This window comes from Shinella pollutisoli (assembly GCF_024609765.1).
Classification (GTDB): domain Bacteria; phylum Pseudomonadota; class Alphaproteobacteria; order Rhizobiales; family Rhizobiaceae; genus Shinella; species Shinella pollutisoli.
This window is the reverse complement of the sequence record NZ_JANFDG010000008.1, coordinates 28,848-48,720: the sequence shown is the minus strand read 5'-3', so window position 1 is coordinate 48,720 and position 19,873 is coordinate 28,848. Positions and strand designations below refer to the sequence as shown.

Here is a 19,873-nt window from a genome sequence, read left to right as displayed (position 1 = left end):
AAGGGCCGGTCAAGCCGGCCCCGATCCCTGGCTGATGCCGGAACGCGCTTATGCGTTTTCCTTCGGCGTCAGAACCTGGCGGCCGCGGTACATGCCGGTCTTCAGGTCGATGTGGTGCGGGCGGCGCAGTTCGCCGGAGTTCTTGTCCTCGATGTAGGACGGAGCCTTGAGAGCGTCGGCGGAACGGCGCATACCGCGCTTGGACGGGCTCGTTTTTCTTTTCGGTACAGCCATTTCACTTACTCCACGGTATCGGGCGAACATGTCCGGGAGGCCTTGGAACGGCCGGAAAAGACATGTCTTCATCTCGGAAAGTCGGCGGGCTTATACATGGCAAAACCCCGCTTGACCAGTCCCCGCGCCGTTTTTTTCGTCTTGCGCGTCACGCCTCGTCCTCGGGCACGATCCACGGCTCGGCGCGTGCGGCGGCCTCCCATTTGCGCCAGGCGGGATGGGCCTTCATCCGTTCCATATAGGCGAGCGCCGTCTCGTCCGCCGTCAGGCCGTAGGTCTCGAAGCGGTTGACGACCGGCGCGTACATGGCGTCGGCGGCCGAGAACGCGCCGAACAGGAAGGGGCCGCCGGAGCGGGCGAGCGCCTCCCTCCAGATCGCCGTGATGCGCGCGACGTCGTCCGCCACCCCGTCCGGCAGGTCGATCTCCCGGCGCGGGCGGCGGATGTTCATCGGGCAGGCGCCGCGCAGCGCCCGGAAGCCGGAGAGCATCTCCATCGAGATCGCCCGCGCCGTCGCCCGCCGGGCGATGTCCCTCGGCCAGAGGCCGGCCCCGGGGAAGAGGTCGGCGACATATTCGATGATCGCCAGCGATTCCCACACGCGCACGTCGCCGTGGTGCAGCACCGGCACGCGGCCCGTCGGCGAGAGATCGCGGAAGGCCGGGTTGCCGGCCGGGAAATCGAAGGGGACGAGATGCTCCGTGAAGGGGATGCCGGCCGCCTCCAGCGCGATCCAGGGCCGGAAGGACCAGGAGGAGTAGTTCTTGTTACCGATGTGGAGGACGAGGTCCGGCATGGCAGCTCCTTGCGATCGGGACGACTTTAGGATGCCGGGCGCGGGCAGGCCAATGAAAAGGCCTGACCTCACTCATAAAGGCATTTGATGTAGTCGCCCGAGCGGCTGGCGCGCCGCTCGTTGAGGGTGGCGAGCCGCTGCAGGCCGCGGCCCGGCTTGCCGGCGTTGCGCTCGATCGGGTTCGGCAGCGAGACGGCGAGAAGGGCCGCCTGGCGGCGCGAGAGTTTCGACGCCGGCACGTTGAAATGGTGGCGGGCGGCGGCCTCGATGCCGTAGACGCCCGGCCCCCATTCGACGATGTTGAGGTAGATCTCCATCAGCCGGCGCTTGCTCCAGACGAAGTCGGCGACGACGGCGAGCGGCAGCTCCATCGCCTTGCGCAGGAAGGAGCGGCCGTTCCAGAGGAAGAGGTTCTTAGCCGCCTGCATCGGGATGGTGCTCGCGCCGCGCGTCGGCTCGCCGGCGAGCGCGTCCTGGACGACGGCGTGCATCTCGCGCCAGTCGACGCCGGCGTGGCTGCAGAACTGCCCGTCCTCCGACATCATCACGGAGCGCACCAGGTTGGGCGAGATGTCGTCGAACTCCACCCATTGCCGGTCGTAGCCGCGCAGCAGCACGAGGTCGCGCAGCATCAGCGTGGAGACGGGGCGGACGAATTCGAGCGTGTAGAGGAGGATCAGCAAGTAGGGAAGCGCCGCGAGCGCCAGCACGAGGAGCACCAGGCGCTTCCAGCCGCGGCGCAGCCGCCCGATCAAACCGCCATCCTCACCGGTCTCGGTCCCCGTGTCTGCGCGTGTTTCCGGAACGATTTCCAAGAGCGGGCGCCCGTCCTTCCATGGTTGCGCCTTCATACCGCCAAGACCCGGCGAAAACCAGCCTCCGGCGCGAATCTTTGCGGGACGACGGCGGCATGGCGTTGCCTCGTGCGGACGCCCGTGCCAAAGAGCGGCCATGAGCGAACGACAAGACGAGTTCCTGAACCGGCTGAGGGCCAACGCGCAGGCGGTGGAGGCCGTGCTCGCCGATCTTCTTTCCGGCGACTGCCGGCCGGAAGAGATCGCCCGGCCGGCGCGCCTGCTCGCGGCGATGCGGCACGGGGTGCTGAACGGCGGCAAGCGGCTGCGGCCCTTCCTCGTGGTGGAGACGGCGGCGCTGTTCCCGGCGGCCGAGCCGGCCGCGGCGCTGCGCGTCGGCGCTGCGCTCGAATGCATCCACTGCTATTCCCTCGTGCACGACGACCTGCCGGCGATGGACGACGACGATCTGCGCCGCGGCCAGCCGACCGTGCACGTCGCCTTCGACGAGGCGGCGGCGATCCTCGCCGGCGACAGCCTGCTGACGCTCGCCTTCGACACCATCGCCGCGCCCGAGACCCGGCTCGACGATGCGACCAAGGTGGCGCTCGTGCTGGCGCTGTCGCGCGCGGCCGGCATCGGCGGCATGGTGGGCGGGCAGACGCTGGACCTCGCGGCCGAGACCGATCGGCCGGAGGAGGCCGGCATCGTCACGTTGCAGGCGATGAAGACCGGCGCGCTCATCCGCTTCGCCTGCGAGGCGGGGGCGATCCTCGCCGGCGCCTCCGACGGCGACCGGCTGACGCTGCGGCGCTACGGCGAGACGGTCGGGCTCGCCTTCCAGATCGCCGACGACCTGCTCGACCTCACCGCCGACGCTGCCACGCTCGGCAAGGCGACCGGCAAGGACGCCGGGCGCGGCAAGGCGACGCTCGTCGCCCGCCGCGGCCAGGCCTGGGCCGAGGACCGGCTGCGCGCGCTCGTCGCCGAGGCCGGGACGCTGCTCGCCCCCTTCGGCGCGCGCGCCGAGATCCTGGCCGAGACGGCCCGTTTCATCGCGAACCGCAGGAGCTGACCGCCATGAGCAGGTTCTGGTCCCCCATCGTGGCGACGCTCTCGCCCTACGTGGCCGGCGAGCAGCCGCGCATCGACGACCTCGTCAAGCTCAACACCAACGAGAACCCCTACGGCCCCTCGCCGAAGGCGCTCGCCGCCATGCGCGCCGCCGTCGCCGACAGCCTGAAGCTCTACCCGGACCCGACGGCGCTCGCGCTGCGCCAGGCGATCGCCCGCCGCCACGGCGTCGCGCCGGACGAGGTCTTCGTCGGCAACGGTTCGGACGAGGTGCTGGCGCACGCCTTCGCGGCACTCCTGAAGCACGACCGTCCGCTCCTCCACCCGGACATCACCTACAGCTTCTACCCGACCTATTGCCGGCTGTTCGGCATTGCGGCGGAGGAGATCCCGCTCCGGGACGATTTCACCGTCGACCTCGCCGATTACGACCGTCCGTGCGGGGCGATCATCCTGCCGAATCCCAACGCGCCGACCGGCATCGGCCTGCCGCTCGCCGCGATCGAGGCGTTGCTGGCGGGGCATCCCGACCAGCCGGTGGTGATCGACGAGGCCTATGTCGACTTCGGCGGCGAGAGCGCCGTGCCGCTGACGCGCGGACACGACAACCTGCTCGTCGTCCATACGCTGTCGAAGTCGCGCTCGCTCGCCGGCCTGCGCGTCGGCTACGCCATCGGCCAGCGGCCGCTGATCGAGGCGCTGGAGCGGGTGAAGGACAGCTTCAACTCCTACCCGCTCGACCGGGTCGCGCAGGCGGGGGCCGCGGCCGCCATCGACGACGCCGAATGGTTCGACGAGACGCGCGGCCGGGTGATCGAGACGCGCGGGCGGCTTACGGGCGCGCTTCGCCAGCGCGGCTTCGAGGTCCTGCCCTCGCAGGCGAACTTCGTCTTCGCCCGCCATCCGGACCACGAGGGCGCGGCGCTGGCCGGGGCCCTGCGCGAGCGGGCCGTCCTCGTCCGCCACTTCGCCAAGCCGCGCATCGCCGATTTCCTGCGCATCACCATCGGCACGCCGGAGGAATGCGACCGGCTGGTCGCGGCGCTGGAGGAGATCGTCTGAAGGAAGACAAATCGGATGCGGCTTGCCCCTCACCCTAACCCTCTCCCCGCAAGCGGGGAGAGGGGACCTGCCCTGCGAATTGTAGGAGATGCGGGAAGCCGGCACGGCATATTTCCTTCTCCCCGTTTACGGGGAGAAGGTGGCCGGCAGGTCGGATGAGGGGCGAAGAGGCGATCTACTCCGCCGCCGCCCGGCCCGCGCCGTAGCGCTTCTCGATATAGTCGTTGACGAGCGCCTCGAAGTCGCCGGCGATGTTGGTGCCGCGCAGCGTCATCGCCTTCTTGCCGTCGATGTAGACGGGGGCGGCCGGCAGCTCGCCGGTGCCGGGCAGCGAGATGCCGATGTCGGCATGCTTGCTCTCGCCGGGGCCGTTGACGATGCAGCCCATCACCGCGACCTTCAGCGCCTCGACGCCCGGATACTTCTCCCGCCAGACCGGCATGTTCTTGCGGATGTCGTCCTGGATTTTCTGCGCGAGCTCCTGGAACACGGTGGAGGTCGTGCGGCCGCAGCCCGGACAGGCGGCGACGACCGGCAGGAACTGGCGGAAGCCCATCACCTGCAGGAGCTCCTGCGCCACCTGCACCTCGCGGGTGCGGTCGCCGCCGGGCTCCGGGGTGAGCGAGATGCGGATCGTGTCGCCGATGCCCTGCTGCATCAGGATGCCGAGCGAGGCGGAGGAGGCGACGATGCCCTTGGTGCCCATGCCGGCCTCGGTGAGGCCGAGATGCAGCGCGTGGTCCGAGCGCGCCGACAGCATCGCATAGACGGCGATCAGGTCCTGCACGGCGGAGACCTTCGCCGAGAGGATGATGCGGCTTCGCGGCAGGCCGATCTCCTCGGCGAGCTCGGCGGAGAGCAGCGCCGACTGGCAGATCGCCTCGCGCATCACCTGCTGGGCGGTGAGCGGGAAGCCCTTCTCCTGGTTCTCGTCCATCAGCCGCGTCAGCAGCTCCTGGTCGAGCGAGCCCCAGTTGACGCCGATCCGGACCGGCTTGTCGTGGCGGATCGCCGTCTCGACGATGGCGGCGAACTGCTTGTCCTTCTTGTCCTTGAAGCCGACATTGCCGGGGTTGATGCGGTATTTCGCCAGCGCCTCGGCGCAGGCCGGATGGTCGGCGAGCAGCTTGTGGCCGATATAGTGGAAGTCGCCGACGAGCGGCACGTCCATGCCGAGCCTGAGCAGCCGCTCGCGGATCCTCGGCACGGCGGCGGCGCTCTCGTCGCGGTCGACGGTGATGCGGACGATCTCGGAACCGGCGCGGAAGAGGGCGGCGACCTGCGCCACCGTGGCGTCGACGTCGGCCGTGTCCGTGTTGGTCATCGACTGCACGACGACCGGCGCGCCGCCGCCCACCAGGACGCCGCCGACGTCGACGCCGACGGAGACGCGCCGCGGCTTCGGCTCGAAATCGAAGGAGAAGGACATCGGGGGCCTCTTCGTTGAAAGCGGCGGCCGCGGCCTGCAGGGCGCGGCCTTTGCCCTCAGGTGGATCAGGAACGGGGGCTTGTCAACTCCCCGCCTCAATGCCCGCCGCGCACGTCCGCGTGAACGGCGTGGTGCGAGAGCAGCAGCACCACGACGAAGAGCACCGGCAGCAGGGCGAAGACGATGGCGAAGCCGGTGTGCTCGGCGATGAAGCCGATCACCGACGGGGCGAAGAGCGCGCCGGAATAGCCCATGACGGTGGTGACGGAGAGCGCCACGCCCTGGGCGAAGCCCGGCAGGTTGCCGGCCGCCGAAAACGCGATCGGCACCATGTTGGAGATGCCGACGCCGCAGAGCGCGAAGCCGACCATGGCGACCCAGGCGTTCGGCGCGAGGCCGGCGACGACCATGCCGACGGTCGCAAAGACGGTGCAGAAGCGCAGGGTCCTCACCGCGCCGAAGCGGTCGCGCACGTGGTCGCCGGCAAAGCGCATCACGGCCATGGTGAGCGAGAAGGCGCCGAAGGCGAAGCCGGAGAGCGCGATCGAGGCGCCGAGCTCGTCGCGCAGGTAGAGCGCGCCCCAGTCGAGGATCGCGCCCTCGGGGATCATCGAGAACAGCGCCATCAGCCCCATCAGGTAGGGCAGCGGCGTCATCGGCAGGCGCGCCTTCTGGCGCTCCTCGCTCGGATGCGGCGTGTCCGGCAGGATCGCCGGCCAGATGACGGCGAGCGCGGCGAAGCCGATCGCGGTGAGCAGGGCCGCATGGCCGATGACGCCGATGGCCTCGATCAGGAAGCCGCCGGTCGCCGCGCCGATGAAGGCGCCGAGGCTCCAGAAGGCGTGGCAGGAGGACATGATCGCCCGGCGCATCGTCTTCTCGACCTCGACGGCATTGCCGTTCATGGCGACGTCCATCGCCCCCATCAGGCCGCCGAAGAAGAAGATGGCGAGCGCGCCGGTCGGCACCGTCGGGGCGAGCGAGAGAAGCAGCATGGTCGACAGGAACAGGATCGTCGCGCCCTTGACCGTGCGCGTCGTGCCGAAGCGGGCGATCAGCACGCCGGCGATCGGCATCAGCACCAGCGAGCCGATGCCGAAGCACATGATCATCAGGCCGAGCGCCGATTCGCCGAGCGAGAGGCGGCTCGCGAATTCGGGGATCTTCGGCGCCCAGGCGCCGGCGAAGGTGCCGTTGAGCAGGAACAGGCCGGACACGGCGAGCCGGGTCGAAGGGAAGAGGGCGCCGGTGAGCGGCTTGCCGGGGGCGGTGGTTTCGGGGGTCATCGCGGGAGGTCTCTGTGTGCGGATGGCTGTTTTGCGCGGACGGTCTCGATGCCGGCGGCGGCAAGCGCTGCCGCCTCGGCCTCCTCGGCGTCCGCCTCGATCACGGCGTGCGCCACGCGCGCGAGCGGCACGACCGAATAGGGGGCGGCGGTGGAGAGCTTCTCGTTGGTCACGGCGACGAGCAGGGCGCGGCTCTTCGCGGCGAGGAAGCGCTTGTATTCCGCCTCCTCGAAGCTTTCCGCGGTCACGCCCGCCTCGCGGTCGATGCCGCAGACGCCGAGCACGAGGACGTCGGGGCGGAAGCATTCGGCATCGCGCATGGCGCTGGCGCCGATCGCCCCGCCGGCGCGCGGGTCGATCAGCCCGCCGATCTGGATCGTCGCGACGCCGCGCTCGAGGAGGGCGGCGGCGATCGCCGGCGCGTTGGTGGCGACCGTGAGGCCGCTTGCGGGCGAAAGGGCCCGGGCGATGGCGAGGTTGGTGCTGCCGGCGTCGAGGAAGACGGCCGAGCCCGGCGGGATGAGGGCGGCCGCGGCCTCGGCGAGCGCGGCCTTGCGCTCGCCGCCGGCCGCGATGCGCTCCGTGATCGGGCCCGCGGCGGGCGAGACGCGCAGCGCCCCGCCGTAGACGCGCCGGCAGAGGCCGGAGGCGGCCATCTCGCGCAGGTCCCGGCGGATCGTGTCTTCCGACACGCCGAGCTCCTGCGCCAGCTCGGCCGCGATCACCCGCCCCGAGAGGTCGAGCCTCCGGCGGATGAGATCCTGCCGTTCGCCGAGAAGAAGGTCCTGTCCCGTCACCTTTGCACCAGATCATGCATGATCGGGCGACAATGCGCACAAACCGGCAGAAACGTCAATCGTGCCCGGCGGGGCCGCGCAAACGAAAAACCCCGCCGTCTCCGGCGGGGTCCGTCGTTCCGTCCGTTGCCGGCCGGCTTACTCGCGGTTGCCGAGGAAGCGCAGCAGGAACAGGAACAGGTTGATGAAGTCGAGGTAGAGCGTCAGCGCGCCCATGATGGCCTTGCGGCCGGCCACGACGTCGTCATCGGCCTCGAAGTACATTTCCTTGATCTTCTGGGTGTCCCAGGCGGTCAGGCCGGCGAAGACCAGCACGCCGATCGCGGAGATCGCGAAGTCGAGCGCGGAGGACTGCAGGAACAGGTTGACCAGCGAGGCGATGATCAGGCCGAACAGGCCCATCACCATGAACGAGCCCATCGCGGAGAGATCCCGCTTCGTCGTGTAGCCGTAGAGCGACAGCGCGCCGAAGGCGGCGGCCGAGACGAAGAAGGTCTGGGCGATGCTCGCGCCGGTGTAGATCAGGAAGATCGACGACAGCGACAGGCCCATCAGGCCGGCATAGACCCAGAAGGTCGTCTGCGCGGCGGCGACGCTCATCGTGTGGATGCGGAAGCTCATGAAGAAGACGAGCGCCAGCGGAGCCAGCATCACCACCCACTTCAGCGGGCTCACGTAGATCGCCTGACCGAAGGCGGTCAGCTGGCCGCCGGAGAAGGCGGCCTCGGATGCGAAATAGGCGACGACGCCGGTGATGCCCAGCCCCAGCGCCATGAGGTTGTAGACCCGCAGCATGTATGCGCGCAGGCCCTGGTCGATGACGGCGCCGGCCTGGGTGCCGGCATGCGCCGTTCGGGTCTGGTAGTTGCGGAGTTCAGCCATGTTTTCCTCTCATAAAGTCCCGTGTCCTTTTACGGTGTCGGGCCTGCACCATGCGGGAGGCCCAGGCGCCGCTGCGGGGCTCCAGCTTGCCTGACGCAAATATGAGGATGAAATGCGCCGCGCACAAGGCCTTGAAGCACCGATCACAATTCCTTGAGCACGGGCGCCGCCTTCTGCCCGAGGATGCGCCACGTGCCGGCAAGGCCGATGCCGACCGTCACGACCAGCGCGGTCACGACCGTCAGCGCCGCCACGTCCGGCAGGAAGGCCGACGGCAGGTTCATGATGCGGGCGACCACGTACCAGGCCGCCACGCCCCCGGAGAACAGCGCGAAGACGGCGGTGGCGAGCCCCAGCATCATGTATTCGTAGCTGAAGGCGGTGATCAGCGTGCGCCGCGTCGCCCCCAGCGTCTTCAGCACGACGGCGTCGTGCACGCGGGCCCGGTTGCCGGCCGCGAGCGCGCCGGCGAGCACCAGCACGGAGGCGACCAGCGCGACGGCCGCGGCCGCGCGGATGGCGACCGCGAGCTGGCCGACCAGCTCGTTGACGACGTCGAGCGCGTCCTTGACCCGCACGCTGGTGATCGTCGGATAGGCGTTGGTGACGGCCTTCAGCGTCGCCGCCTCCTGCTCAGGCGTCGCGGAGGGATCGATCATCGTCGCCAGCCACGCATGCGGCGCGCCGGCAAACGTGTTGGGCGAGAAGACCATGACGAAGTTGATCGACAGCGATTCCCACTCGACCGTGCGGAAATTGGCGATCCGCGCGGTGATGTTGCGGCCGAGCACGTTGACGGTCACCGTGTCGCCGAGCTTCAGGCCGAGGTCGCCCGCCTCCTCCGCGGAGAAGGAGACGAGCGGCTCGCCGTCGTAGTCCTCCGGCCACCAGCTTCCCGCCGACAGCGTGGAATTCTCCGGCACGCGCCTGGCATAGGTGATGCCGCGGTCGCCGCGCAGCACCCATTGGCCCTTCGGCGGCACGTTGCGCGCCGTCACGTCCTCGCCGTTGAAGGCGGTGATTCGCCCGCGCAGCATCGGCACCTCGACGATCTTGCCGTCCGGCATGTTCGCCTTCAGGACGTCGCGGAAGCCGTCGAGGTCGGCGCCCTGCACGTCGACGAAGAAGAAGTTCGGCGCGCGCTCCGGCAGGTTGCCGGTGAGCTCGCGGCGCAGGTTGCCGTCGATCAGCGCCAGCGTGACGAGGAGCGCGAGACCGAGGCCGAGCGACAGCACGACGGAGGAGGTGAGCGCGCCCGGCCGGTGGATGTTGCCGATGGCGAGCCTCAGCGCCGGCGAGTTGACGCGCGGGCTCCTGCGGGCGAGCGCCGTCACGCCCCAGGCGACGAGGCGCAGCACGACGAAGGCGAAGGCGATCGCGGCGAGGAAGGTGACGGCGATGAAGCGGTCGTAGGCCGTCAGGATCGCCAGCCCCGCGAGCGCCGCCAGGAAGACGGCCGCGCCGAGGAGATAGGGCCAGCCGGGCAGGCCGGAGGGCTCGAAGCCCTGCTCGCGGAAGAGCGCGGTCGCCGGCACCTCGCGGGCGCGGCCGAGCGGCAGCACGGCGAAGGCGAGCGCCGTCAGGATGCCGAAGACGGCGGCGAGCAGCAGCGCCGACGGGTAGATCGCCGCCTCGGCGGGCACCGGCAGGAATTCGGCGAGGAAGCGCATGGCGACCATCGGCGTCAGCGCGCCAAGGACGAGGCCGATCGCGATGCCGACGGCGGCGATCAGCACGATCTGCGCGAGATAGATCGCCGTCACCAGGAAGGCCGGCGCGCCGAGGCACTTGAATGTGGCGATCACCGGCCGCTTGCCGTCGAGATAGGCGCGCACGGCGTTGGCCACGCCGACGCCGCCGACGATCAGCGCGGTGAGGCCGACGAGCGTCAGGAACTGCGAGAAGCGGGTGATGTTGCTGGTGAGGGCGGGGGCGGCGTTGCCGGAGGTGCGCACCGACCAGCCGGCGGCGGGGAAGGCCTCGTTGGCGCGCTCGCGGATCGCCGGCAGCACGGCGTCGGGATCGGCGAGGCGGATCTTGTAGGCGTGCTCGACGAGGCTTCCGGTCTGCACGAGGCCGCTTGCGGCGAGTGCCGCCTCCGAGACGAGGAGGCGCGGGGCGAAGCCGAAGCCTTCCGAGACGGCGTCCGGCTCGCGCGTCAGCATCGCCGCGATCCTCAGCCGCGCGGTGCCGATCAGCACCTCGTCGCCGACGGAGACGCCGAGCCGGTCGAGGAGCAGCGGCGCGACGATGGCGCCGTGGACGCTGCCGTCCTCGGCAAGCAGCTCGGCCGCGGGCCGCTGCGGCTCGGTCTCGAGCGCGCCGTAGAGCGGGTAGAGGCCGTCGACGGCCTTCAGCTCGACCAGCGTCTGGTCGGAGCCGTCCGGCAGGCGGGCCATCGAGCGCAGGCGGGTGGAGACGGCGACGGTGCCGAGGCCGTCGAGCCAGGCCTTCTCGTCCGCCGTCGCGGCGCGGTTGTTGAGCTCGAAGCGCACGTCGGCGGCAAGCAGCGCCTGGCCCTGCGTGGCGATGGCGCGGGTGACGGCGCTGGAGACCGAGTTGACGGCGGCGATCGCCCCGGTGCCGAGCGCGATGCAGGCGAGGAAGATGTAGAAGCCCCTGAGCCCGCCGCGCATCTCGCGCAGCGCCAGGCGGAGGGCGAGCGGAAGGCGGCGAAGGCTCATGCCGGCACCGCCTCGGCGGCGGCGGGCGCGGCGTCGCCGGCGATCTCGCCGGAGCGCATGCGCAGCTCCCGGCCGCAGCGGGCGGCGAGCGCCGGGTCGTGGGTGACGAGCACCAGCGTCATGCCGCGCTCGGCCTGCTTGGAGAAGAGGAGGTCGGCGATCTGCCGGCCGGTCTCGGTGTCGAGGTTGCCGGTCGGCTCGTCGGCGATCAGCAGTTTCGGCGAGGGCGCGAGCGCCCGGGCGATCGCCACGCGCTGCTGCTCGCCGCCGGAAAGCTGGCCGGGATAGTGGGTCAGCCGCTCGCCGAGGCCGACGGCCTCGAGCTCCCGCCTGGCGATGTCGAAGGCGCCGCGCACGTTGGCGAGCTCCAGCGGCACGGCGACGTTCTCCAGCGCCGTCATGTTGGGGATGAGGTGGAAGGACTGGAAGACGATGCCGATGTTGCGGCCGCGGAAATCGGCGACCCGGTCCTCGTCGAGATGCGTGAGGTCGACCCCGTCGATGACGATCCTGCCGCCGTCCAGCCGTTCCAGGCCCGCGAGCACCATGAGCAGCGTCGACTTGCCCGAGCCGGAGGGGCCGACGATGCCGACCGATTCGCCGGCGGAAATCGACAGCGAGACGCCCTTCAGCACATGCACGGCCGCGGCGGCGCGGCCCAGCGTCAGGTCGGCGTCGGTGAGGTCGATGAGGGTTTTGGCCAAGGAATTCTGCCCTATATATCACGGAAGACTGGAACGCCCGCAATCTAGGATCAGCCACATGCCGTTTAAAGCCGCCGTCGGATTTTTCGCCGCCCTTGCGATCACAGCTTTGTTATCCGCGGGTGCCGCGCGCGCGGCGCCCGTGCGCCTCGTCGGCTTCGGCGACAGCCTGATGGCGGGCTACCAGCTGCCGGCGAACGACGCCTTCCCGGTGCGGCTGGAGGCGGCCCTGCGCGAGAAGGGCCACGACGTGGAGATCGCCAATGCCGGCGTGTCGGGCGACACGACCTCGGGCGGGCTCGCCCGGCTCGACTGGTCGATCCCGGACGGCACGCAGGGCGTCATCCTCGAGCTCGGCGCCAACGACGCGCTGCGCGGCATCCCGCCGGCGGAGACGGAGAAGAACCTCGACGCCATGCTGGCGCGGCTGAAGGAGCGCGGCATCGCCGTCCTCCTCGTCGGCATGCTGGCGCCGCCCAACATGGGGCCGGACTATGCCGAGCGCTTCAACGGCATCTATGCGCGGCTCGCCGGCAAGCACGGCGCCGCGCTCTATCCCTTCTTCCTGGACGGCGTGGTGACGAAGGCGGAGCTGCAGCTGGAGGACGGCATGCATCCGAACGCCGAGGGCGTGGCCGTCATGGTGCGCGCCATGCTGCCTGCCGTCGAGGCGTTCCTGGCGTCGCTCGAAGATACCCCGTGAACAATTTTCGCGGGTGCGAAATAGGGGTTGCGCCGAAGGGCGATGCGTGATTCGCTGCAGCCATAGCCACAGGGGGAACTCGCCATGCCGAGACTGTTCGTCGCCCTCGAAGTGCCGCAGAGCGCGGCCCTCAGCCTCTCGCTCCTGAGAGGGGGCCTGCCCGGAGCCCGCTGGATCGATGTCGAGAACTTCCACATAACCCTGCGCTTCATCGGCGACATCGACGGGCGCACCGCCGACGAGGTGGTCGACCGGCTCGACCGCATCGAGCGGCCGGAATTCCAGCTCGCGCTTTCCGGCATGGGCTCCTTCGGCTCGAAGAAGCCGCATTCGGTCTTCGCCGGCGTCACGCCCGCGCCGGAGATGTATGCGCTGCAGGCGGAGATCGAGCGCATCTGTCAGCGCCTCGGCCTGCCCGCCGATCCGCGCAAGTTCACCCCGCACGTGACGCTCGCCCGGCTGCGCAACGCCCGCACCGAGGACGTCGCCCACTATCTCTCCGGCCGCGGCAACTTCCACACCGCGCCCTTCACCGTGAACCGCTTCGTGCTGATGTCCTCGAAGGAATCGGTCGGCGGCGGGCCCTACATCACGGAGGAGGTGTTCCCGCTCTACGAGGCCGCGCCCGGCCGCGAGGGTGCGGCACTGCACGACCATCCGCTTTGAGGCGGTCCCGCCCGTTCGAGGCAGGTCCCCGGCCCGCCGCGCGTTCTCCCCTGCCGTGCGGGGTGCGGTCGGCGGGGAGGGATGCCCCGTGAAACGGTTCTGGAAATGGCCGCTGCTGTCCCTCCACGTCCTCGTCTGGGCGGCGCTCGCCGTCGCCGCCTATTCGACGGCGGGACCCTACAGGTTCGCGAATTGCTGGCACCTCATCCCGATCTACATCCCGCCCGCGCAGATCCTGCTCGTCGCGATCGCGGTCGTCAGCCCCGTCGCCGTGCTGATGTCCTTCTTCTGTCCGTCGCTGCGCGGCCGTCCCGCCATCCTCCTCGCGTGGCACGGGGTGATCGTCATGGCGGGCCTCTTCGCCTGTTCCTACGCTGCCTACACGGCGGCCGGGCCGGTCAGCTGCCTGTAGAATCGCGGGCGCTTTCGCCCCGCCCCCTTGTCTTTGCCCGCCCCGATGGGCATCTGTGGGCCGGAATGGAAACCTGCCGGGGCATGTCTTGTCGCAAGCACCCATGATCCTGAGCGGCCGCGGCGTCACCGCGGTGCTCGGCCCGACCAACACGGGCAAGACCCACTACGCAATCGAACGCATGGTGGCCCACGAGACAGGCGTGATCGGCCTGCCGCTGAGGCTGTTGGCGCGCGAGGTCTACACGCGCCTGGTGGAAAGGGTCGGCCACCACAACGTGGCGCTCGTCACCGGCGAGGAGAAGATCACGCCGGCGATGGCGCGCTACTCGGTCTGCACCGTCGAGGCGATGCCGCGCGAGACGCGCGCCTCCTTCGTCGCCATCGACGAGGTGCAGCTCGCCGGCGACCTGGAGCGCGGCCACATCTTCACCGACCGGGTGCTGCACCTGCGCGGCCGCGACGAGACGCTGCTGCTCGGCGCGGCGACGATGAAGCCGATCCTCGAGCAGCTCCTCCCCGGCATCTCCGTCGTCGAGCGGCCGCGCCTGTCGCAGCTCTTCTATGCCGGCTCGAAGAAGATCACCCGCCTGCCGCAGCGCACGGCGATCGTCGCGTTTTCGGCCGACGAGGTCTATGCCATCGCCGAGCTCATCCGCCGCCAGCGCGGCGGGGCGGCCGTGGTGCTCGGCGCGCTTAGCCCACGCACCCGCAACGCCCAGGTCGCGCTCTACCAGGAGGGCGACGTCGAGTATCTCGTCGCCACCGACGCGATCGGCATGGGCCTCAACCTCGACGTCGACCACGTCGCCTTCGCCCAGGACCGCAAGTTCGACGGCTACCAGTTCCGCAACCTCAACCCGGCCGAGCTCGCCCAGATCGCCGGGCGCGCCGGCCGCCACATGCGCGACGGCACCTTCGGGGTGACGGGCCGCGTCGACCCGTTCGACGAGGAGCTGGTGAAGCGCATCGAGACGCACCAGTTCGATCCCGTCCGCGTGCTGCAATGGCGCACGGTGCGCTTCGACTTCTCCTCGCTTGCGGGCCTGCGCTACTCGCTCGACGCCGCCCCGCCTGTCGGCGGCCTCACCCGCGCGCTGCCGGCCGTCGACCAGCAGGCGCTCGACCATCTCTCCCGCTATCCCGACATCCGCGACCTTGCGACGAGCCCCGAGCGGGTCGAGAAGCTGTGGGAGGCCTGCGCGCTGCCGGACTACCGCCGCATCACGCCGGCCCAGCACGCCGACCTGATCTCGACGCTCTATGCCGACCTCGTCACGCGCGGCACGGTCAACGAGGATTTCCTGGCCGACCAGGTCCGCCGCGCCGACCGCACCGACGGCGAGATCGACACGCTTTCGGCGCGAATCGCGCAGATAAGGACATGGACCTATGTGTCGAATCGTCCCGGCTGGCTGGCCGATCCGACACACTGGCAGGAAAAGACGCGGGAAATCGAGGACCGATTGTCCGATGCGCTGCATGAACGGTTGACGAAACGCTTCGTTGATCGCAGGACATCTGTGCTCATGAAGCGCCTGAGAGAGAATGCGATGCTGGAAGCTGAAATCAGTGTGAATGGCGATGTCTTCGTGGAAGGACATCATGTCGGGCAGTTGGCCGGATTCCGGTTCACGCTCGCCTCGGGCGCGGAGGGCCCGGACGCCAAGGCCGTGCAGGCGGCCGCGCAGAAGGCGCTCGCGCTGGAGTTCGAGGCGCGCGCCGCGCGCCTGCACGCCGCCGGCAACGCCGATCTCGCGCTCGGCTCCGACGGCACGGTGCGCTGGCTCGGCGATCCCGTCGCCCGGCTTGCGGCGAGCGACCACGTCATGCGCCCGCGCGTCATCCTGCTTGCCGACGAGCAGTTGACCGGCAACGCCCGCGACCACGTCGCCGCGCGCATCGAGCGCTTCGTCAACCATCATGTCGCCACGGTCCTGAAGCCGCTCGACGACCTGTCGCGCGCGGAGGACCTGCAGGGGCTCGCCAAGGGCCTCGCCTTCCAGCTCGTGGAAAACCTCGGCGTGCTGTTCCGCCGCGACGTCGCCGACGACGTCAAGGCGCTCGACCAGGAGGCGCGCGCCTCGATCCGCAAGCACGGCATACGCTTCGGCGCCTACCACATCTTCATGCCGGCGCTGCTCAAGCCCGCCCCGGCCGAGCTGATCACGCTGCTCTGGGCCTTGAAGAACGACGGGCTCGACAAGCCCGGCTACGGCGACCTCATCCCGGTGCTCGCCGCCGGCCGCACCTCGGTCGTCACCGACCCGGGCTTCGAGCGCACCTTCTACAAGCTCGCGGGCTTCCGCTTCCTCGGCAAGCGCGCCGTGCGCATCGACATCCTGGAGCGCCTCGCCGACCTCATCCGGCCGCTCCTGCAGTGGAAGCCCGGCACGCCGCGCCCGGACGGCGCCTATGACGGCCGCCGCTTCATGACGACGACGGCCATGCTGTCGATCCTCGGCGCGACGCCGGACGACATGGAGGAGATCCTGAAGGGCCTCGGCTACCGTGCGGACAGCCTCAAGGCGGAGGAGGTGCAGGCCTTCCTCGCCGCGCAGGCGCCGGCCGAGCCGACCGCGGAGGCCGCGCCCGCCGAGACCGCCGACGAGCACGACGCCGATGCCGCCGAGCCGGAAGGCGAGGCACCGGCCGCCGCCGGCGCGGAGGAGGTTTCCGCGCCCGCCGCCGAAGAGGTCCCCGCAGCCGGGGACGCCCCTGCCGTGGCGGCCGAGGAAGCCGCTGCCGGCGAGACGCCGGCCCCCGCCGCGGCGGAAGCCCCGGCGGCCGAGGAAACCGTTGCCGGCGAGACGCCGGCCGCTGCCGCGGCGGAAGCCCCGGCGGCCGAGGACGCCGTTGCCGCAGAGGCACCCGCCGCCGAGGAGGCCGCGGCCGAGGGCGAGTCCGTCGAGGTGAAGCCGGTGCTCCTGTGGCGCCCCGGCTCGCGCCACGACAACCAGCGCCAGGGCCACCGCCACGGCGAACGCGAGGGTCGCGGCGAGCGGCGCGGCGAGCGCAATCGCGGCCCGCAGGGCGACCGGCGCGAGGGCCGCGGCAGCCGGCCGGATCAGGGCCAGGGCCAGGGGCAGGGCCAAGGACAGGGACAGGGGCAGGGCAGGGGCCGCGACGGAAAGCCGCAGGGCGGCAACCGCCCGGAGCGCGGCGACCGGCAGGATCGCCACGACCGTCACGGCAAGCCGCAGCAGCCGGCCAAGTTCGAGGCGCGTCCGCCGCGCAAGGAGAAGCCGATCGATCCGGATTCGCCCTTCGCCAAGCTCGCCGCGCTCAAGGAGCAGCTGAAGAAGTAGGCGATGGCGGACGACGAGGAACAGCCCGGCGGTCCGGCGCGCCAGCGCATCGACAAGTGGCTGTTCTTCGCGCGGCTGCGCAAGTCGCGTTCGCTCGCCGCCAGGTCCGTGGAGGCGGGCGACGTCCGCGTCAACGGCGTCGCGGTCCGCCAGCCGTCGCATGCGGTGCGGCCGGGCGATCTCGTCGTGCTGGCGCTCGACCGCCACGACGTCACGGTGAAGGTGCTCGCTTCCGGCGCGCGGCGCGGCCCCTACGAGGAGGCCCGCCGCCTCTACGAGGACATGACGCCGCCGCCCCCGCCGCGCGGGGAGCGGACCCTCTTCGCCCAGGCGACGCGCGAGCGCGGCAGCGGCCGCCCGACCAAGCGCGAACGCCGGGAGACCGACCGCCTGCAGGATTTTTCCGGCGACGCGGACGAGTAGAATTTCATGCCTTTCCGCGGCGGCAAGACGCATGCTTTGTCCTTGCAAAGCGCCGGCAAAGCCTTTACCTCACCCACCGGAACAGGCCTGCGGGTTGCGTGCGGACCCGCCCTGCCGCCGACGATTCTGGAGTGACGCATGACCTATGTCGTGACCGACAACTGCATCCGCTGCAAGTACACGGACTGCGTCGAGGTGTGCCCTGTCGACTGCTTCTACGAGGGCGAGAACTTCCTCGTCATCCATCCGGACGAGTGCATCGACTGCGGCGTCTGCGAGCCGGAATGTCCCGCCGAGGCGATCAAGCCGGATACCGAGCCGGGGCTCGACATGTGGCTGAAGGTCAATGCCGAATATGCCCAGGTCTGGCCGAACATCACGGTCAAGCGCGACGCCATGCCGGAAGCCAAGGAGATGGACGGCGTGGAGGGCAAGTACGAGAAGTATTTCTCGCCGAACCCCGGCGAGGGGGACTGAGAGCCGCCCGCCTGCGGCCGAAGCTGGGGAAAACGGGTCTGCTCCCGCCGCGAGGCGATAGGGCAGGCTTGATGACCCATGCGAAGCAAATTATTGATTCCGACACTTTTTTGTGATAGGGTCCGGATACTGATCCAAATCGCGGCATTCGTATGCCCGAGCACCACCACGAAAGCAAACGATCCCTTCAACGTCGCTCACCTCCCATAGGCAACCTCGCGTTGCTCACATGTGAACGCGTCGCAGGCCTCTTTGCGCATGGCTGGTCGGACCAGAGTGGTCACCCCGACGGTGCCCCCGTCTTTCCCGGGTCCTCGGACCCAACCCGGCCCCCGCCGGGAGCGTAACAGGGAGTAAGTGAACAGAATGACGACTCAGCAGAAGAAATCTTCCACGCGCCAGGGCTTCAAGACCGGTGAATCGATCGTCTATCCCGCCCACGGCGTCGGGCAGATCGTCGCCATCGAGGAGCAGGAAGTCGCGGGTATGAAGCTCGAGCTTTTTGTCATCGATTTCGACAAGGACAAGATGCGCCTGAAGGTGCCGGTGGCGAAAGCCGTCACGATCGGCATGCGCAAGCTGTCCGAGACGGACTTCGTCGAGCGTGCGCTGAAGGTTGTCCAGGGCAAGGCCCGCGTGAAGCGGACCATGTGGTCGCGCCGCGCCCAGGAATACGACGCCAAGATCAATTCCGGCGACCTCATCTCGATCGCCGAGGTGGTCCGCGACCTCTACCGCGCCGAGAACCAGCCGGAGCAGTCCTATTCCGAGCGCCAGCTCTACGAGGCCGCCCTCGACCGCATGGCCCGCGAGATCGCCGCCGTCAACAAGATGTCGGAGACCGAGGCCGTCCGCCTCGTCGAGACCAACCTCTCGAAGGGCCCGAAGCGCGGCAAGGCCGTGGAAGAGGACGAATCCCAGGACGAGGCCGCCTGACAGGCCCCATCCTTCCCGCCTTCTCAAGGAGCCCGGCCCGAAACGGCCGGGTTTTTTGTTGCCGGCCCTCCTCATCCGCCTGCCGGCACCTTCTCCCCGCCGGGGAGAAGGGTAAAACGAGACGCCGCGATCCTTCTCCTTCTCCCCGGCGGGGAGAAGGTGGCCCGAAGGGCCGGATGAGGGGGCTGCCCACCCGCTTTTTGTTGGAACCTTTTTCCCGCGCCGGCGTTCGTCGGCTCAAGCAACCTCCTCGTGCAGGAGGGTGGATGGCGTGGAGAGAAGGGCCATGACGACGACCACCGCAGACCGCCGGATGATCAAGTTCGCGATGTCCGCTCCCTATCTCGGCCGCGAGGAGGAGCAGGCACTGGCGCTCGCCTGGAAGGAGAACGCCGACCAGGAAGCGAGGAACCGCATCGCCACCGCGCACATGCGCCTCGTCGTCTCCATGGCCGGCAAGTTCCGCGCCTTCGGCCTGCCGCTCGCCGACCTCGTGCAGGAGGGCTATATCGGCCTGCTGGAGGCCGCCGCCCGCTTCGAGCCCGACCGCCAGGTGCGCTTCTCCACCTACGCGACCTGGTGGATCCGCGCCTCGATCCAGGACTACGTGCTGCGCAACTGGTCGATCGTGCGCGGCGGCACCAGCTCGGCGCAGAAGGCGCTGTTCTTCAACCTCCGGCGCCTGCGCGCGCGGCTCGCCCGCGGCGACACGCACCTGACGAGCGAGGCGGTGCACCGCGAGATCGCCGCCGCACTCGGCGTCAGCACCGCCGACGTGCGCACCATGGACGCGCGCCTCTCCTCCTCCGACGTCTCGCTGCAGGCGCCGCTCTCCGGCGGCGATGCCGACGGGGCCGACCGCATCGCCTTCCTCGCCAGCGACGCGCCGCTTCCCGACGAGCAGGCGGAGGGCTCGATCGACGGCGAGCGCCGGCGCGACTGGCTGCGCTCCGCGCTCGGCCAGCTCAACGAGCGCGAGATGAAGATCATCCGCGCCCGCCGGCTCGCCGAGACCTCGGCGACGCTGGAGGAGCTCGGCGTGATGCTCGGCATCTCCAAGGAACGCGTGCGCCAGATCGAGAACCGCGCGCTCGAGAAGCTGAAGGTCCTGCTCGTCAGCAAGACCCCCGAATTCGCCTACGCCTGACGGAAATAACCTCGCCGCATGACGCCACCCCCTCTGGCCGGCAGGCCAGAGGGGGGTGCG

The 19,873-nt window shown here is 69.9% G+C and carries 19 protein-coding genes; 10 read left to right on the top strand and 9 right to left on the bottom strand.

Going from position 1 to position 19,873, the window contains the following annotated elements; all coding sequences use genetic code 11:
- Positions 1-48: 48 nt before the first annotated feature.
- From rpmF to mtgA, 3 genes are all read right to left on the bottom strand, one after another.
- A complete protein-coding gene (gene rpmF, locus NNZ72_RS08530) occupies positions 49-234 on the bottom strand; it encodes a 50S ribosomal protein L32 (RefSeq protein WP_257314862.1) in 186 nt (61 codons plus the stop codon).
- A 148-nt stretch (positions 235-382) separates the two neighbouring features.
- Positions 383-1,030 (bottom strand): glutathione S-transferase family protein, encoded by a 648-nt coding sequence (locus tag NNZ72_RS08525; RefSeq protein WP_257314861.1) that lies wholly within the window; start codon positions 1,028-1,030, stop codon positions 383-385.
- 68 nt (positions 1,031-1,098) lie between these two features.
- Positions 1,099-1,881: a monofunctional biosynthetic peptidoglycan transglycosylase gene (mtgA, locus tag NNZ72_RS08520; protein ID WP_257314860.1), complete on the bottom strand. Its 783-nt coding sequence runs from the start codon at positions 1,879-1,881 to the stop codon at positions 1,099-1,101.
- A 100-nt stretch (positions 1,882-1,981) separates the two neighbouring features.
- Here mtgA and NNZ72_RS08515 point away from each other — a divergent pair, with 100 nt between their 5' ends.
- Positions 1,982-2,899, top strand: a complete 918-nt coding sequence (locus tag NNZ72_RS08515; protein WP_257314859.1) for a polyprenyl synthetase family protein — start codon at positions 1,982-1,984, stop codon at positions 2,897-2,899.
- A 5-nt stretch (positions 2,900-2,904) separates the two neighbouring features.
- The gene (gene hisC, locus NNZ72_RS08510; RefSeq protein WP_257314858.1) at positions 2,905-3,960 is read left to right on the top strand and encodes a histidinol-phosphate transaminase; all 1,056 of its coding nucleotides are present in this window, start codon (positions 2,905-2,907) and stop codon (positions 3,958-3,960) included.
- A 175-nt stretch (positions 3,961-4,135) separates the two neighbouring features.
- On the opposite strand, the gene ispG is transcribed toward hisC, so the two are convergent.
- The 6 genes from ispG to NNZ72_RS08480 all read right to left on the bottom strand — a co-directional run bounded on the left by ispG (position 4,136) and on the right by NNZ72_RS08480 (position 11,742).
- On the bottom strand, positions 4,136-5,389 hold the full coding sequence (gene ispG, locus NNZ72_RS08505; RefSeq protein ID WP_257314857.1) for a flavodoxin-dependent (E)-4-hydroxy-3-methylbut-2-enyl-diphosphate synthase: 1,254 nt from the start codon (positions 5,387-5,389) through the stop codon (positions 4,136-4,138).
- Positions 5,390-5,484: 95 nt separating this feature from the next.
- Positions 5,485-6,675: an MFS transporter gene (locus NNZ72_RS08500; protein WP_257314856.1), complete on the bottom strand. Its 1,191-nt coding sequence runs from the start codon at positions 6,673-6,675 to the stop codon at positions 5,485-5,487.
- Complete coding sequence (locus NNZ72_RS08495) at positions 6,672-7,472, bottom strand: DeoR/GlpR family DNA-binding transcription regulator (protein ID WP_257314855.1); 801 nt, start codon at positions 7,470-7,472, stop codon at positions 6,672-6,674. Before NNZ72_RS08495 ends, NNZ72_RS08500 begins: the two co-directional genes overlap by 4 nt.
- A gap of 138 nt (positions 7,473-7,610) precedes the next feature.
- Positions 7,611-8,354: a Bax inhibitor-1/YccA family protein gene (locus NNZ72_RS08490; protein WP_257314854.1), complete on the bottom strand. Its 744-nt coding sequence runs from the start codon at positions 8,352-8,354 to the stop codon at positions 7,611-7,613.
- 143 nt (positions 8,355-8,497) lie between these two features.
- Entirely contained in the window at positions 8,498-11,038 is a 2,541-nt protein-coding gene (locus tag NNZ72_RS08485) for an ABC transporter permease (protein ID WP_257314853.1), read from the bottom strand.
- Positions 11,035-11,742 (bottom strand): ABC transporter ATP-binding protein, encoded by a 708-nt coding sequence (locus NNZ72_RS08480; RefSeq protein ID WP_257314852.1) that lies wholly within the window; start codon positions 11,740-11,742, stop codon positions 11,035-11,037. Before NNZ72_RS08480 ends, NNZ72_RS08485 begins: the two co-directional genes overlap by 4 nt.
- Before the next feature lie 58 nt (positions 11,743-11,800).
- Here NNZ72_RS08480 and NNZ72_RS08475 point away from each other — a divergent pair, with 58 nt between their 5' ends.
- The 8 genes from NNZ72_RS08475 to NNZ72_RS08440 all read left to right on the top strand — a co-directional run bounded on the left by NNZ72_RS08475 (position 11,801) and on the right by NNZ72_RS08440 (position 19,813).
- The gene (locus NNZ72_RS08475; protein ID WP_257314851.1) at positions 11,801-12,445 is read left to right on the top strand and encodes an arylesterase; all 645 of its coding nucleotides are present in this window, start codon (positions 11,801-11,803) and stop codon (positions 12,443-12,445) included.
- 84 nt (positions 12,446-12,529) lie between these two features.
- Positions 12,530-13,111 (top strand): RNA 2',3'-cyclic phosphodiesterase, encoded by a 582-nt coding sequence (gene thpR, locus NNZ72_RS08470; RefSeq protein WP_257314850.1) that lies wholly within the window; start codon positions 12,530-12,532, stop codon positions 13,109-13,111.
- 88 nt (positions 13,112-13,199) lie between these two features.
- Positions 13,200-13,523, top strand: a complete 324-nt coding sequence (locus tag NNZ72_RS08465) for a hypothetical protein (protein WP_257314849.1) — start codon at positions 13,200-13,202, stop codon at positions 13,521-13,523.
- 103 nt (positions 13,524-13,626) lie between these two features.
- A complete protein-coding gene (locus NNZ72_RS08460) occupies positions 13,627-16,830 on the top strand; it encodes a helicase-related protein (protein WP_257314848.1) in 3,204 nt (1,067 codons plus the stop codon).
- 3 nt (positions 16,831-16,833) lie between these two features.
- Positions 16,834-17,253 (top strand): RNA-binding S4 domain-containing protein, encoded by a 420-nt coding sequence (locus NNZ72_RS08455; RefSeq protein ID WP_257314847.1) that lies wholly within the window; start codon positions 16,834-16,836, stop codon positions 17,251-17,253.
- 138 nt (positions 17,254-17,391) lie between these two features.
- Complete coding sequence (fdxA, locus tag NNZ72_RS08450) at positions 17,392-17,730, top strand: ferredoxin FdxA (RefSeq protein ID WP_257314846.1); 339 nt, start codon at positions 17,392-17,394, stop codon at positions 17,728-17,730.
- Between the two features lie 366 nt (positions 17,731-18,096).
- The gene (locus NNZ72_RS08445; protein ID WP_257314845.1) at positions 18,097-18,666 is read left to right on the top strand and encodes a CarD family transcriptional regulator; all 570 of its coding nucleotides are present in this window, start codon (positions 18,097-18,099) and stop codon (positions 18,664-18,666) included.
- 286 nt (positions 18,667-18,952) lie between these two features.
- Positions 18,953-19,813, top strand: a complete 861-nt coding sequence (locus NNZ72_RS08440; protein ID WP_257314844.1) for an RNA polymerase factor sigma-32 — start codon at positions 18,953-18,955, stop codon at positions 19,811-19,813.
- Positions 19,814-19,873 lie beyond the last annotated feature (60 nt).